This window comes from Kribbella polygonati (assembly GCF_050320105.1).
Lineage (GTDB): Bacteria > Actinomycetota > Actinomycetes > Propionibacteriales > Kribbellaceae > Kribbella.
In genome coordinates this window covers 1,257,615-1,270,967 of sequence record NZ_CP190129.1, presented here as the reverse complement: position 1 = coordinate 1,270,967, position 13,353 = coordinate 1,257,615, and the positions used below count along the sequence as shown (strand labels likewise).

General features: G+C 68.8%; 13 protein-coding genes. 4 read left to right on the top strand and 9 right to left on the bottom strand.

The genetic code is table 11. The features are described 5' to 3' along the window. Positions 1 to 35: 35 nt before the first annotated feature. Positions 36 to 1,817, bottom strand: coding sequence for a hypothetical protein (locus tag ACQHIV_RS05995; RefSeq protein WP_427892445.1), 1,782 nt, complete (start codon positions 1,815 to 1,817; stop codon positions 36 to 38). A gap of 96 nt (positions 1,818 to 1,913) precedes the next feature. Here ACQHIV_RS05995 and ACQHIV_RS05990 point away from each other — a divergent pair, with 96 nt between their 5' ends. Next, positions 1,914 to 2,699, top strand: coding sequence for a hypothetical protein (locus tag ACQHIV_RS05990; RefSeq protein WP_427892444.1), 786 nt, complete (start codon positions 1,914 to 1,916; stop codon positions 2,697 to 2,699). Positions 2,700 to 2,727: 28 nt separating this feature from the next. Here ACQHIV_RS05990 and ACQHIV_RS05985 read toward each other — a convergent pair whose 3' ends face one another. From ACQHIV_RS05985 to ACQHIV_RS05950, 8 genes are all read right to left on the bottom strand, one after another. After that, the gene (locus ACQHIV_RS05985) at positions 2,728 to 3,489 is read right to left on the bottom strand and encodes a YebC/PmpR family DNA-binding transcriptional regulator (protein WP_427892443.1); all 762 of its coding nucleotides are present in this window, start codon (positions 3,487 to 3,489) and stop codon (positions 2,728 to 2,730) included. Between the two features lie 31 nt (positions 3,490 to 3,520). Then, a complete protein-coding gene (gene pdxT, locus ACQHIV_RS05980) occupies positions 3,521 to 4,114 on the bottom strand; it encodes a pyridoxal 5'-phosphate synthase glutaminase subunit PdxT (RefSeq protein ID WP_427892442.1) in 594 nt (197 codons plus the stop codon). Then, on the bottom strand, positions 4,111 to 4,662 hold the full coding sequence (locus ACQHIV_RS05975) for a DUF6891 domain-containing protein (RefSeq protein ID WP_427892441.1): 552 nt from the start codon (positions 4,660 to 4,662) through the stop codon (positions 4,111 to 4,113). The genes pdxT and ACQHIV_RS05975 overlap by 4 nt, the downstream gene beginning before the upstream one ends. Positions 4,663 to 4,685: 23 nt before the next feature. Continuing rightward, the gene (locus ACQHIV_RS05970) at positions 4,686 to 5,567 is read right to left on the bottom strand and encodes a carbohydrate ABC transporter permease (RefSeq protein ID WP_427892440.1); all 882 of its coding nucleotides are present in this window, start codon (positions 5,565 to 5,567) and stop codon (positions 4,686 to 4,688) included. Then, positions 5,564 to 6,559: a carbohydrate ABC transporter permease gene (locus ACQHIV_RS05965; protein ID WP_427892439.1), complete on the bottom strand. Its 996-nt coding sequence runs from the start codon at positions 6,557 to 6,559 to the stop codon at positions 5,564 to 5,566. Before ACQHIV_RS05965 ends, ACQHIV_RS05970 begins: the two co-directional genes overlap by 4 nt. Continuing rightward, positions 6,556 to 7,971, bottom strand: coding sequence for an N-acetylglucosamine/diacetylchitobiose ABC transporter substrate-binding protein (ngcE, locus tag ACQHIV_RS05960; RefSeq protein ID WP_427892438.1), 1,416 nt, complete (start codon positions 7,969 to 7,971; stop codon positions 6,556 to 6,558). Before ngcE ends, ACQHIV_RS05965 begins: the two co-directional genes overlap by 4 nt. 408 nt (positions 7,972 to 8,379) lie before the next feature. Next, the gene (gene pdxS / locus ACQHIV_RS05955) at positions 8,380 to 9,273 is read right to left on the bottom strand and encodes a pyridoxal 5'-phosphate synthase lyase subunit PdxS (protein ID WP_427892437.1); all 894 of its coding nucleotides are present in this window, start codon (positions 9,271 to 9,273) and stop codon (positions 8,380 to 8,382) included. Between the two features lie 72 nt (positions 9,274 to 9,345). Next, complete coding sequence (locus tag ACQHIV_RS05950; protein ID WP_427892436.1) at positions 9,346 to 10,698, bottom strand: PLP-dependent aminotransferase family protein; 1,353 nt, start codon at positions 10,696 to 10,698, stop codon at positions 9,346 to 9,348. Positions 10,699 to 11,116: 418 nt separating this feature from the next. Here ACQHIV_RS05950 and ACQHIV_RS05945 point away from each other — a divergent pair, with 418 nt between their 5' ends. From ACQHIV_RS05945 to ACQHIV_RS05935, 3 genes are all read left to right on the top strand, one after another. After that, the gene (locus tag ACQHIV_RS05945) at positions 11,117 to 12,772 is read left to right on the top strand and encodes a bifunctional 3'-5' exonuclease/DNA polymerase (RefSeq protein WP_427892435.1); all 1,656 of its coding nucleotides are present in this window, start codon (positions 11,117 to 11,119) and stop codon (positions 12,770 to 12,772) included. A gap of 160 nt (positions 12,773 to 12,932) precedes the next feature. Continuing rightward, positions 12,933 to 13,097 carry a hypothetical protein gene (locus ACQHIV_RS05940; RefSeq protein WP_427892434.1) on the top strand — a complete coding sequence of 55 codons (165 nt, stop codon included), beginning with the start codon at positions 12,933 to 12,935 and terminating at the stop codon, positions 13,095 to 13,097. 32 nt (positions 13,098 to 13,129) lie between these two features. Next, the gene (locus ACQHIV_RS05935; RefSeq protein WP_427892433.1) at positions 13,130 to 13,300 is read left to right on the top strand and encodes a hypothetical protein; all 171 of its coding nucleotides are present in this window, start codon (positions 13,130 to 13,132) and stop codon (positions 13,298 to 13,300) included. Positions 13,301 to 13,353: the final 53 nt, after the last annotated feature.

Genomic DNA, 13,353 nt, shown 5'->3' with positions numbered 1-13,353 from the left:
GGAGCCTGGCGTGGTGGGCCCGTCCGCCCGCCGCGTCAGGCGAACGTCAGCGTGATCGCGCCCGTCCGCCGCAACAGGTGCGGGCGGGCGCTCAGTACCACCCGGGTGACCTGGTCGCCCCAGATGTCCGACAGCTTCGGGTCGGTGAGCGGGAGCGGCTCGAGTACGGCGGCCAAGCTGTCGTCGTACCGGATCGCCAGCTTGCCGACCGTGATCGTGGTGCCCTCGTGGATCGGGTCGCCGTGCAGGATCAGGTGCCAGACGAGCTCGGCCGGGTCGTCCGCCAGTTCCCACGTGTCGGTCAGCTCGACAGCGTCCGTGAGCACCAGCCGGCGGTACCACGAGCGAATGCCGGCCTCCTCCGGATAGGCCCGCGCCAGGTCGGCGCCCTCCGCCGTCATCCCGGTCGCGCGGAACTCCCGCCCGGGCTGCTGCGAGAACCCGTTGATCCGCGGCAGGTTGTGGTAGTCGCTCTGCATCGTGAAGATCTGGTACCGGTCCGCCGAGAACGTCTGCCGGGTGTACGTGCCGACGCCGAGATCGATCACCCGCGGTACGCCGTCCGCCGCGACGACGAAGGTCCCGACGTCGTTGTGGTTGTGCGACTCCTCGTTGTGCCCGCCCTTCCAGGCGAGCAGCAGCTTCTCCGTCCGCGTGACGACCACCTCGGTATCCGGGAGGTAGACGTTCCGGTTAGCGGCATTCTGATCGTCGACACGCAGACCGGGCTCGAGCAGCGCGCCGGCCACCCGGAGCATCGACGGGATCCGCGGCACCAGCGGATCGTCGCGGTGCCGGATCACCCGCGCATGCGCCCGCGCGGACGGCTCGCCAGTGTGCACGCCGAGCCGGTACAGCGGGTACGCCGCCGACGGATCGGCCAGTTGCGCCGGGCAGTCCGCGAAGTTCACGTACCACCGGTCGTCGATGTGCATGGCCGGCAGGTACGACGTGATCGGCCGCAGCTTGGGATGCCCGAACCCGTCCAGCACCCCGCCGGTCGCGTCGTACAGCAGCACCAGGTTGTCGGCGACCGAACCACCCGCCCGGGTCCAGTACGACGCGCCCTCGTCGCAGCCGCCGTCGTCCGGGTAGGAGTCCAGGAACACGTCGAGCCCCTGCACGACCAGGTCGACGATCGCTTCCCGCCGTACCGGATCCTTCTCCAGGAGCAGCGCGCACGCGGTCACGTTGGAGTGGATCCACGGGTTCCAGTTGTTGGTGAACCCAACGAGCCACCGCCAGTCCCGCACCTCCAGGAACGGCGCCAGCACCCGCCGGTCCACCTCGACCGCGATCCGCCGCCGGGTCGCCTCGTCCAGCACCGGCCCCAGCAGCTGATCCATCCACGCGAGCAGCCCACCGGTCTCCGCGCAGAACAGATCCAGATCCCGGTCCCCCGGCCAGGGCAACGCCGACCCACGCTCGATCGCCGCGGAAGCATGCGCCGGGACCGTCCAGGTCGCCTCGTCACACAGCAACCACACCCCGTCCACCACATCCGCGACCCACGCCGCGTCCCCGGTCAGCAACGCCGCCAGCGCACTGATCACCACCCGCCGCCGGCGCTCGAAGTACGGCGTCTCGTACGTCGCACGGTCGCCCTCCCGCTGGTACCGGGCGAAGTCCCGCGCCAGCAGCATCGGCCACTCCCCCGCGGCCACCTCCTCGGCCTCCGCGAGCAAGGCCGAGCGATCCCGCTCCGGTACGCCGTCCCACGCGTCCCGCTGGTCGATGCCGGGGAGGACCCGCCCCACCTCCCCCAGCGCCCGGACCAGCAACTCCGTCGGCAAGAGATCACGCAGTGTCCGATCCACCAGGACAACCTATCGGTGGGTGGACAAACCGTAGGCCCGTAACAACTTTTACGGCGATTTCAGCATCTTTCTTTTATCCGCAGGAGGGGGAGCAAGATGCTGACTCGTCGAACTGCTGCCGGCGCGATGGTGGGCGTGCTGGCCGTTCTCGTCGCCGGTTGCCGGGGCCCCGCCCCGGCAGCCGACGAAGCCCTGGGCACCACACCACCGCCCACCACCACGTCGATAACACCCGCCGCACCGACCACTCCGAAACCAACCCCGACTCCGACGGCCGACATCTCCAAGCTCTCGGCCGCGAAGATCCTCGCAAAGGCACAAGCCGCCGCCAAAGCCGCCAAGAGCGTGCGGATGAAGGGCACGATTGCGGATGGGCGCGACCGGATGACGCTCGACGTCCGGCTGGCGAAGGGCGCCGGACAGGGCACGATCAAGACGAACGGCATCACGACCACGGTGATGGTGATCGGGAAGACCGCGTACCTGAAGCTGAGCGACGACTTCTGGCGCGGCCAAGCAAAGTCGAAGGCTCAGGCGGACGCCGTCATCGGGCTGATCGCCGGACGCTGGATCAGGACCACCCTGGACAGCAAGGAGTTCAGCGACTTCGCGCTGTTCGCTGACAAGGCCGCCGTCTTCGACGGCATGTTCGAACCGACCGGGAAGGTCCGCAAGACCGCGCCGCGCACCATCGGCGGCGTTCCGGCCATCGGTCTGCGGGACAGCGACGGCACGCTGTGGGTCGACCGGGCCACCGGCCGCCCGCTGCGGCTCGAGACGTCCGGGACCGACGTCGTGACGTTCACCGAGTACGACCGCGTGCCGACGCCGAAGGCCCCTCCGGCCGATCAGGTGATCGACGGAGAGGCCCTCGGAGGCTGAACTACCGGGGGCTACCGGGGCTACCGGGTCAGCCGACCTCGGCCATGATCTCGTCGGACACGTCGAAGTTCGCGTAGACGTTCTGCACGTCGTCGCTGTCCTCGAGGGCGTCGATCAGGCGGAAGATCTTGCCGGCGCCGTCGGCGTCCAGCTCCACCGTCATCGACGGGACGAACTGGACGTCGGCGGACTCGTAGTCGATGCCGGCGTCCTGCAGCGCGGTCCGGGCCGCGACCATGTCGGTGGCCTCGGTGACGACCTCCCAGGACTCGCCGAGGTCGTTCACCTCGTCGGCGCCGGCCTCCAGGACGGCCTCCATCACGTCGTCCTCGGACAGCGACTTCCCGTCCTGCACCTTGTCCAGGACGATCACGCCCTTGCGGTTGAACAGGTAGGCGACCGAGTTCGGGTCGGCGAGCGAGCCGCCGTTGCGCGACATCGCCGTACGGACGTCCGCGGCCGCGCGGTTGCGGTTGTCGGTGAGGCACTCGACCAGCATCGCCACGCCGTTCGGGCCGTAGCCCTCGTACATGATCGTCTGGTACTCCGCGCCGCCCGCCTCAGCCCCGGACCCGCGCTTGACCGCGCGGTCGATGTTGTCGTTCGGGACCGAGGACTTCTTGGCCTTCTGGATGGCGTCGTACAGGGTCGGGTTCCCGCCAGGGTCGCCACCGCCCATCCGGGCGGCCACCTCGATGTTCTTGATCAGCTTCGCGAAGAGCTTGCCGCGCTTCGCGTCGATGACGGCCTTCTTGTGCTTCGTGGTGGCCCACTTGGAGTGGCCTGACATGGCGAACCAACCCTTCTAACCTCTGACGCGTCTAGCGGTCGCGGACCAGCTCGGCGAAGTAGCCGTGCAGCCTGGCGTCCCCGGTCATCTCCGGATGGAACGACGTGGCCAGCAGCCGATCGTGGCGAACCGCGACGATCCTACCCGCGGCGGGGCCCGACCTCACCGTCGAGAGTACCTGTACGTCCTTCCCGACGCGCTCCACCCACGGTGCGCGGATGAACACGGCATGGTACGGCGTGTCGAAACCGGGGAACTCCAGATCCGCCTCGAACGAGTCGACCTGGCGCCCGAACGCGTTCCGCCGGACCGTCACGTCCAGGCCGCCGAGCGTCTCCTGGCCGCTGATCCCGCCGGTGATCTCGTCCGCGAGCATGATCATCCCGGCACAGGTCCCGAACACCGGCATCCCGTCGGCGATCCGCTTCTGCAGCGGCTCGAACAGCTCGAACGACCGGGCCAGCTTGTACATGGTGGTGGACTCGCCACCGGGCAGCACCATCGCGTCGACCTGCTCGAGCTCCGCGGGCCGGCGTACCGCGAGCGCCTCGACGCCGACCTCTGTCAGCATCGCGAGGTGCTCCCGCACGTTGCCCTGCAATGCGAAGACGCCAATTGTCGTCACAGGGTCACTCTCCGCTGCCAGTTGAGCGTGACCTCGATGCGGCCCTCGTCGAAGACCGCGGGGAGGTCGTGCTGGTGCAGGAGTGCGAGCACGTCCTCCAGGAGCGGCTCGCCGGGGGCGACGTTGGCGGTGTCGGCGTGCCAGAGCTTGAGCTCGAGCATCCCGAAGTCGACCGCGTGCCAGACGTCGGTGTCGGTGAAGAACACCAGCCCCCGCGGGTCGTCCGCGGCCTCCAGCGCCCGGCGGGCGACGTGGTGGTCCGTCGTGTAGCGGACCACCACCACGCCCTGCGCCGCGAGCTCGCCGAGGACGTCGTCCAGCCGGTCCGGATCGGTGATCGCGGGCCAGCCGGCCGCCTCCTGGTTCAGGTCCATCACAGCCTCGCCGAGCAGCAGCGGCACCAGCGCGGCGGCGTCCATCGACGGCGCGTCCTCCTGGACCGCCTCGGTCAGCGCCGCCGTGATCGCCGCATGGTCCGCATACCCGGACCGCACCAGGACGCGGGCCAGGCCGCGCAGTTCCCGGGCGGTCCGCTCGTCGACGTGCATACCACCAAGCGTAGTGCAGGGGCCTACTTCACACCGCCGGCGGTGGCTGAGGCCTGCAGTTGCCGCTGGAAGATGATGTAGACGACCAGTACGGGCGCCACGGTGATCACCACGGCCGCGAACAACGCGCCGAAGTCGACCGCGTACCCGGCCTGCGACGCGAACGACGCCATGCCCTGCGAGAGCACGTAGTTGTTCGAGTCGGTGTTCAGCGCGACCGGCAGCAGGAACTGGTTCCACAACCCGAGGAAGTTGAAGATGGCAACCGAGGCCATGCCCGGCCGTGCCATCGGCAACATCACCGAGAAGAACGAGCGCCACTCCCCCGCGCCGTCGATCTGCGCCGCCTCGTACACCTCACCCGGCAACTGCTTGAAGAACGAGTGCAGGAAGAACACGGTGAACGGCAGCGCGAACGCGACGTACGTGATGATCAACCCTGGCAGGGTGTTCAGCAGCGAGAGGTTCTTGAGGACGAAGAACAGCGGCACGATCGCCAGGAAGACCGGGAAGGTCAGGCCGGCCAGCATCGCGTAGTAGATCAGCCGGTTGCCCGGGAACGTGAACCTGGCCAGCACGTAGGCACACATGGCGCCGAGGACCATCACCAGCACCAGTGCGCAACCGACGACGACCACCGTGTTCAGGAAGTACCGGCCGATACCGGCCGTCGTCCAGGCGTTCGCGTAGTTGCTGAACCGCAGCTTGCTCGGCAGCGACAGCGGGTTGCCGAGCACCTCCTGGGTCGACTTGAACGAGGAGATCAGCGTCCACACCAGCGGCAGGACCACCAGCAGTGACCAGATGATCAGCGCGACGTGGGCGGTGGTGGCGACGCCCTTGCCCTCGCGGGCCCCGTGCACCTGAGGGCGGGAGGCGGTGACCGGTTCGGCGGTCGTAGTCATCGGCGTACCTTTCGCTCACGTCCGCCGGTCAGGGCGTTCACGAGGAAGACCAGGAACGAGAACAGCAGCGTCACGGCGGCCAGGACCACGCCCATCGCCGTCGAGTAGCCGAACTGCCCCTTGGTGAAGGCGGTCGTGAACAACTGCTGGGGCATGACCAGTGTCGAGTTCTGCGGGCCGCCGCCGGGGTTCAGCGCCTGCATGTAGACGAACGCGTCCAGCGCGGCGATCCCGAGATAGATGTACGCCGTCTGCACGTTGTCCCGGATCAGCGGCAGCGTGATGCCCACCGCGGTCCGGAACCGGCCGGCGCCGTCGATCCGGGCGGCCTCGAAGACCTCCGGGTCGATACCGCGGATGGCCGCGATGAACAGCACCATGTAGAAGCCGACGCCGCCCCAGATCATCACGAACATCGAGGCCGGCATCGCGGTCCGCGCGTCACCGAGCCAGGCGTAGTTCGCCATCTGGTGCAGCCCGATCTTCGACAGTACGGCGTCCAGGATGCCGGAGCCCGGCGTGAACACCTGCGCCCAGATCAGGCCGATCACGATCGCCGGGATGACGTACGGGAAGAACGAGACGATCCGGTAGAAGCTCGAGTTCTTCAGCCCACGGACTGTCCCGGTCCCCGAGCCGCCGGTCGTCACCAGCGTGGCCAGCGACAGCGCGAGCACGATCGTGACGATCGGCACCACGATCGCGAGTTCGACGTTGTTCCGGACGGCCTTCAGGAAGATGTCGTCGTGGAACAGCTTCACGTAGTTGTCGAAGCCGACGAAGTTCATCCCCGAGCTGAACCCGGACCAGTCGGTCAGCGAGTAGTACAGCGCCTGCGCGAACGGGGAGACCACGAAGATCACGAAGATCGCCAGCGGCAGGCCGAGGAACACGACCATGAAGCTGACCCGGTCGAAGGTCAGCGGCCGGCGCCGCCGGGTGACGGATCGCTTGGATCCGGCACCCGGCACCACATCTTGCGTCACGGTCACTTCGTGACCGGAATCTTCTTGACCGAGGGGTCGTTGCGGACCTTGTCCATGATCTGCTGCAGGCCCTTCGTCAGGCCGGCCGCGTCCAGCTGGCCGGACAGGAACGAGTTCCAGACCACGAGCTGGTCGGTGTTCATGCCGTACAGGCCGAACACCTGGTAGTCGAAGACGTTCGTGCCGGCGGCGTCCAGCATCTGGGTCTGCGACTGCAGCGCGGTCGAACCGAAGCCGTCGGCGGGGACGAGGCCCTTGACGATGGTCGGCGCGAGCCGCGTCTTGGCGAAGTTGGTCGCCGCGTCCTTGGACAGCATGGCCCGCAGGAGCTCCTTGCCGCCCGCAGCGTTCTTGCCCTTCGACGGAACGATGTACGGCTCGCCGGCCGCGCTGCGCAGCGACGCGTACGGCAGCTTCGGGCTGTCGGTGAGCGTCGGCTCCGGGACGCCCTTCATGTCGAAGCCCGACTTGGTGGCCTTCTTCATCTCGTTCTCGATCCACGAGCCCGAGGGGTAGAGGATGGCCTGCTGGTCGTTGCTCCACTTCGCCTGCGCGGCGGTGAACTGGGTGCCGGCGCCACCGGGGACGAAGTACCCGTTCTTGACCATCGTCTCCAGGGCCTTGAAGATGCCCTGGAACTGCGGCATCGACCAGGCGTTCGGCTTCAGGTTCTCCAGCGCCAGCCGGACCTCGTCGCCACCCTCCTTGATCGCGCCGTCGACGGCCATCGTGTGGTAGTAGGTCGCGGCTTCCTTGCCCCAGACGAACAGGTACTTGCCCTTCGCCTTGGCCTTGGCGCCGAGGTCGAGGAGCTCGGGGTACGTCTTCGGCGGGGTCCAGCCGTTCTCCTTGAACAGGCTGTCGGAGTACCAGATGCCGTACAGGGTGAGGACGTAGTTCATCGCGACGAACTTGCCGTCGAACGTACCGGGGTTCTTGGCGCCCGGGTACAGGGTGTCGGCGATCTTCGTGCCCTCGTAGTTGTTGGCCTCGAAGAGGTCGTCGAGGGTCTCCAGCTGGTCCAGGATCGTGTTGAAGCCGATCTGGCCGGCGCCGGAGTTGTCGATCAGGTCCGGCGGGTTGCCGCCGACGAAGCGCGGCTGCAGCTGCTGGGCGATCTGCGTGGACGGCGCGACCTTGAACGTCGAGCCCGCCTGCTTCTTCTGCGCGATGTCGGCCGCGAACTGCACGTAGTCGTAACCGTAGCCGCCGTTGAAGATCACCGCGTCGACGGTCGACTTGGCCGCCATCCCGAACGGGTTGTCGGCGCTCTTGGTCCCGGTCGAGCCGGAGTTGTTGCTACCGGTGTTGCCGCTGCTCGCGCAGCTGGCGAGCGCGCCGCTGAGGGGAAGCACCGCGGCCGCCGCCAGGCTCCCCCGTAGGAGACTCCGGCGTCCGATCTTGCTGGTCTCGCTCATGTGGTCCTGCCTCTTCTCACTAGTTTCCCGACGGTGCTGTTGGCACCTGCCCCTTGTGCTGAGCGTCCCCCGGTCCGTAGGCGGCCAGCGCTCGACAGCGGTACGCACTCGAACGCGTACCCCCGCTCAAGTAGTTTCGCATTGTCTTTGCCAAAGTCGTTCGGCGTCAAGCCTTCGGGCGGCGAGTCCTGGACCCGGCGATCGACGGGCCTCCACCCCCTGAACCCCTTGCAAATACACGCCCCCACGCTTGCTCTCCTGCCCCCGCTCCGCGACCGACGCGCCGAATCCGATCCCATTTCGTAACCTCATGGCAAGTGGAGAGCTGCTCGAAAACGCAGAAACCCGATCATCGGCGTGCAGCCGGTGATCGGGTTTCTTGATTTGTACTTACTTACAGGCGCCTACTTACCAGCCGCGCTCGGCCAGCCGGTGCGGCTGCGGGATCTCGTCGACATTGATGCCGACCATCGCCTCGCCGAGGCCGCGGGACACCTTCGCGATCACGTCGGGGTCGTCGTGGAAGGTCGTTGCCTTCACGATCGCCTCGGCGCGCCGGGCCGGGTTGCCGGACTTGAAGATGCCGGAGCCGACGAACACGCCCTCGGCGCCGAGCTGCATCATCATCGCGGCGTCGGCCGGGGTCGCGATGCCGCCGGCGGTGAACAGGACGACCGGCAGCTTGCCCAGCGCGGCGACCTCCTTGACCAGCTCGTACGGCGCCTGCAGCTCCTTCGCGGCGACGTACAGCTCATCCTCCGGAAGGTTCTGCAGCTTGCGGATCTCCTGGCGGATCTGGCGCATGTGCGTGGTCGCGTTGGAGACGTCGCCGGTACCGGCCTCGCCCTTGGAGCGGATCATCGCCGCGCCCTCGGTGATCCGGCGGAGCGCCTCGCCGAGGTTGGTCGCGCCGCACACGAACGGCACGGTGAACTGCCACTTGTCGATGTGGTTCGCGTAGTCGGCCGGGGTGAGCACCTCGGACTCGTCGATGTAGTCGACCCCGAGGCTCTGCAGCACCTGCGCCTCGACGAAGTGACCGATCCGGGCCTTGGCCATCACCGGGATCGAGACCGCGGCGATGATGCTGTCGATCATGTCCGGGTCGCTCATCCGGGACACGCCGCCCTGGGCGCGGATGTCGGCCGGGACCCGCTCCAGCGCCATCACCGCGACCGCGCCGGCGTCCTCGGCGATCTTCGCCTGCTCGGCGGTGACGACGTCCATGATCACGCCGCCCTTGAGCATCTCCGCCATGCCGCGCTTCACCTTCGCGGTGCCGGTCTCGTTCTGCTGGCTCACTGCATCCTCCTGGTCGTGGGGCTCGTTTCCAGGTTAGGAGGTGTCAGGCACCCAACTTCAGTCCACTCCGGATCAAGTGGACTGAAGCGCCTCGCCCAGTCGCGCGACCACCAGCCGCAGCGTCGCGGGCGGCGCGGTGAACGGGATCCGGATGTGCCTGCGGTCGGTCGCGTCCGGCGTGAACAGGTCACCGGCACCGAGCAGCAGCGCCCGCTCCCGGGCCGCCTCCAGCACCCGCCGCGCCCTGGTCTCGGTGAGCTCCAGCCAGAGCGTCATCCCACCGGTCGGCGTGGCCCACGCCACACCGTCCAGCGTCCGCAGACCGGTCTCGAGCGCGTTCAGGTTGGCCCGCAGCCGCGTCCGCCGCCGCCCGATCACCTTGTCGAGCTTGGGCACGATCGCCTGCGCCAGCAGGTCGTCCAGCGCACTGGGCGACGCGACACTCAACTGCGCCGCGGTATTGATCCGCCGCCTCAGTTGCTTCCCCGTCCGCACCCACCCGACCCGCAACCCACCCCACACAATCTTGGAGAGCGACCCCACACTCACAGTTCTGGGATAACGGCTCAGCGGCTCGGCCTGCTCCCCGTTCGCCAGCCACAGCGGCCGCATCGTCTCGTCACTGATCAGCGCCGCGCCGTACCTCCGCGCGATCTCGACCACCGCCTGCCGCCGATCGGCCGGCAAACTCAGGCCGGTCGGATTGTGGTTGTCCGCCTGCAGGTAGATGACCTTGGGTCGATGCCGCCGGCAAAGGTGCGCCAGCTGGTCGGTGTCCCACACCCCCGCCGGCCAGCCCGCCACATCCAGCCGGTGCTTGCGCAACAGGTCGAAAGCCGCCGGGTACGTCGGTGTCTCGGTGATCGCCACGCCCGGGCCCAGGTCCAGTCCGGCCAGCGCCGCGTTGAGGCCTGCGGCCGCGCCCACGGTCAACGTCAGCTGATCGGGCTCGGTCGGAACGCCTTCCCTGGTGAGCCGCTCGGCCAGCGCCTCCCGCAGCTCCTGCGAGCCACCCGGCGGCGGTCCGTCCCCGCCCATTGCCTGCGGCAACCCGTCCTGCACGATCTGCGCCGCGGCCTCGGCCACGTCGTGCGGCGCGGCCGTCGTCGCGAACCGCAGGTCCAGTACGGGCCGGTCCCCCGCGGTCACCGTCGACGCCGGCGCCACCGGGTCCAGCAGCCGGTCCAACGGCCGGACGACGGTCCCCGAGCCGCGCTTCGTCTCCAGTACGCCGTCCCGCCGCAGGTTCTCGAGCGCCCGTACGACGGTCACCCGGCTGACCCCGAGCCGCTCCGCGAGCACCCGCTCCGACGGCAGCCGGGACCCGATCGACAGGTCACCACGCTCGATCCGCCGCAGCACCAGCCCCTCGACCTGCTCGGTCTTGGTACCGTCCGCCGCATCCAGGTCCCCCACCCGCCACATAAGTCCAGCTTCCCACAACTGGCCTCATCCCACTCCCCGTCCCACCCCCGAACACACCTCACCACCCACCCCCACCCAAGCCCCACCACCGCCCGATCCCGCACCCCACCCACCACCCGCCCCGTCGCCCCACCCCCGAGCGAAGCGCGCGGCCTCCCAAGCTCCAGCCCCGAACGAAGCGCGGGGTTCCCCAAACCCCACCCCCGAGCCAAGCAAGCGGTTCCCCAAACCCCACCCCCGAGCTATGCGAGGGTTTCCCAAGCCCCACCCCCGAGCCATGCGAGGGTTCCCAAGCCCCCCAGCCAAGCGAGAGGTTCCCCAGCCCCACCCCCGAGCCAAGCGAGAGTTTCCCAAGCCCACCCCCGAGCGGAGCGAGGGGTTTTCGGTGAGTGTCTGTGGTGGGTGCTTGGATTCGGGTATGGATGAGCGGTGGGCGATCGCCCCGGGCGAGGGTGGTGGCGCGACGGTTGTCGCGTTGCACCCGGACGGGCAGCCCGCCGGGGAGATCCGGCACGAGCCTGACCTGGTCGCGGCAGTGGCCTCGCGGCCGGAGGTGGCGCGCTGGGTGTGGCGGTCGACGGCGGAGATCTACCCGCGGCTGCTCGCGGCCGGCGTCCGGGTGGAGCGGTGCTACGACCTCGAGAACACCGAGGGCCTGCTGCTCGGCCACGAGGGCCGGCTGGGCGAGCCACGGTCCGCCGCGGCCGCGTGGGGCCGGCTGAGCGGCGGCCCGGTGCCGCCCGACCCGCCGCTGCGCGCCGTCGTACCGGGTGAGCAGTCGTCGCTGTTCGAGATCGCCGCCGAGCCGGTCCCGTTCGCGGCGCTGCTGAAGGTGTACGCCGACCAGCTCCGCCGGCACGGTCTGACCGAGTACCCGGAGCGGATGCGGTTGCTCACGGCATCGGAATCGTCCGCGATGCTGATCGCCGCCGAGATGGACCTGGCCGGGCTGCCGTGGAGCGCGGACGCGCACCGGGCGGTGCTGAGCGAGCTGCTCGGGGAACGGTTCGCCGGGTCGGGCGAACCGCGCCGGCTGACCGAGCTCGCGGACGAGATCTCGGCGGCGTTCGGGCACCGGGTGCGGCCCGAGCTGCCGGCCGACGTACTGAAGGCCTTCAAGCAGGCCGGGTACCAGGTGAAGTCGACGCGGAAGTGGGAGCTCGAGCAGCTGGACCACCCGGCGGTGGCGCCGCTCCTGGAGTACAAGACGCTCTACCGGATCTACACGGCGAACGGCTGGAGCTGGCTGAACGACTGGGTCCACGACGGCCGGTTCCGGCCCGGGTTCCTGCCGGGCGGGACGGTGTCGGGACGCTGGGTGACCAACGGCGGCGGCGGGCTGCAGATCCCGAAGGTGATCCGGCGCGCCGTGGTCGCGGATCCCGGGTGGCGGCTGGTGGTCGCGGACGCGTCGCAGCTCGAGCCGCGGGTGCTGGCCGCGATCTCCCGGGACCGGGCACTGATGGAGGTCGCGAGCGATCCGGGCGACCTGTACAAGGCGGTCTCGGACCGGGCGTTCTCCGGCGACCGCGCGCAGGCCAAGATCGCCGTACTGGGCGCCATCTACGGGCAGACGTCGGGCGACGGGCTGAAGAACCTGGCGATGCTGCGCAAGCGGTTCCCCCAAGCGGTCGAGTACGTCGACGAAGCCGCCCGCCTCGGCGAGGAGGGTCGCCTGGTCCGCACGTACCTCGGCCGCACCTGTCCGCCCGCAGGGCACGCCCTCGATGACGCGCTGCTCGAGGGCCCGCCCGCCGACCTACCCACCACCGACCCGCGCCACGCCCGCGCCCGCGGGCGCTTCACCCGCAACTTCGTCGTCCAGGGCTCCGCCGCCGACTGGGCCCTGCTGCTGCTGGCCGCCCTCCGACAGTCTCTCGCGTCGCTCAAGGCCGAGCTGGTGTTCTTCCAGCACGACGAGGTCATCGTCCACTGCCCCGCCGACGAGGCCGACCAGGTCGCCGCCGCCATCCAGCGGGCCGGCGATCTTGCCGGCACTCTCACCTTCGGCCCGACCCCGACCAACTTCGCCTTCACCACCGCGACCGTCCAGGTCTACGCGGACGCGAAGTAACAGACCACTGCCCGCACTCGGGTGCGGTGCTGCGCGCGGGCGGATCCGAAAATGGTCCAATACGCCGCTCTGAGAACAAACTGAGACATTCGGGAATGCAAACGAATGACCCTTCGCGGCTATACGTTCGGGGAACTCGATCAAACCCGGAGGGAACACAATGGGCGTTTTCGGCAAGAAGAATGCCGCCAAGAAGGATGAGAAGAAGCGCGGCAAGGACGCCGACGCCGTCTCCGAACTGAAGGGCAAGATGGCGCTCGGTGGCACCATGTCCGGCCGCCAGGCCGCCCGCGCCGTGCGGGCGATGCGCGAGGGCCGGGGCTGACGCATCCACCACGGCAAGGGAGAACCAGAAACATGGGCGTGTTCGGTAAGAAAGAACCGAAGAAGGACCAGAAGAAGAAGATGGGCAGGCGCGACTCCAAGGCGGTCGGCCAGCTCCAGAACGCGATGGAGAACGGCGGCACCATGTCCGGCCGCAAGGCCGCCCGCGCGGTCCGTGCGATGAAGAACCACGGAATCGGCTGACAAAACCCACCGGCCGGCCGACATACCTCGGCCGGCCGATCCCAAGAAATGAA

What these genes read in the sequence shown, in the direction of transcription:
- ACQHIV_RS05990 (WP_427892444.1), top strand. Translation starts at nt 1,914, where the DNA reads ATGCTGACTCGTCGAACTGCTGCCGGCGCGATGGTGGGCGTGCTGGCC.
- ACQHIV_RS05985 (WP_427892443.1), bottom strand. Translation starts at nt 3,489, where the DNA reads ATGTCAGGCCACTCCAAGTGGGCCACCACGAAGCACAAGAAGGCCGTC.
- ACQHIV_RS05975 (WP_427892441.1), bottom strand. Translation starts at nt 4,662, where the DNA reads ATGCACGTCGACGAGCGGACCGCCCGGGAACTGCGCGGCCTGGCCCGC.
- ACQHIV_RS05970 (WP_427892440.1), bottom strand. Translation starts at nt 5,567, where the DNA reads ATGACTACGACCGCCGAACCGGTCACCGCCTCCCGCCCTCAGGTGCAC.
- ngcE (WP_427892438.1), bottom strand. Translation starts at nt 7,971, where the DNA reads ATGAGCGAGACCAGCAAGATCGGACGCCGGAGTCTCCTACGGGGGAGC.
- ACQHIV_RS05950 (WP_427892436.1), bottom strand. Translation starts at nt 10,698, where the DNA reads ATGTGGCGGGTGGGGGACCTGGATGCGGCGGACGGTACCAAGACCGAG.
- ACQHIV_RS05945 (WP_427892435.1), top strand. Translation starts at nt 11,117, where the DNA reads ATGGATGAGCGGTGGGCGATCGCCCCGGGCGAGGGTGGTGGCGCGACG.
- ACQHIV_RS05940 (WP_427892434.1), top strand. Translation starts at nt 12,933, where the DNA reads ATGGGCGTTTTCGGCAAGAAGAATGCCGCCAAGAAGGATGAGAAGAAG.
- ACQHIV_RS05935 (WP_427892433.1), top strand. Translation starts at nt 13,130, where the DNA reads ATGGGCGTGTTCGGTAAGAAAGAACCGAAGAAGGACCAGAAGAAGAAG.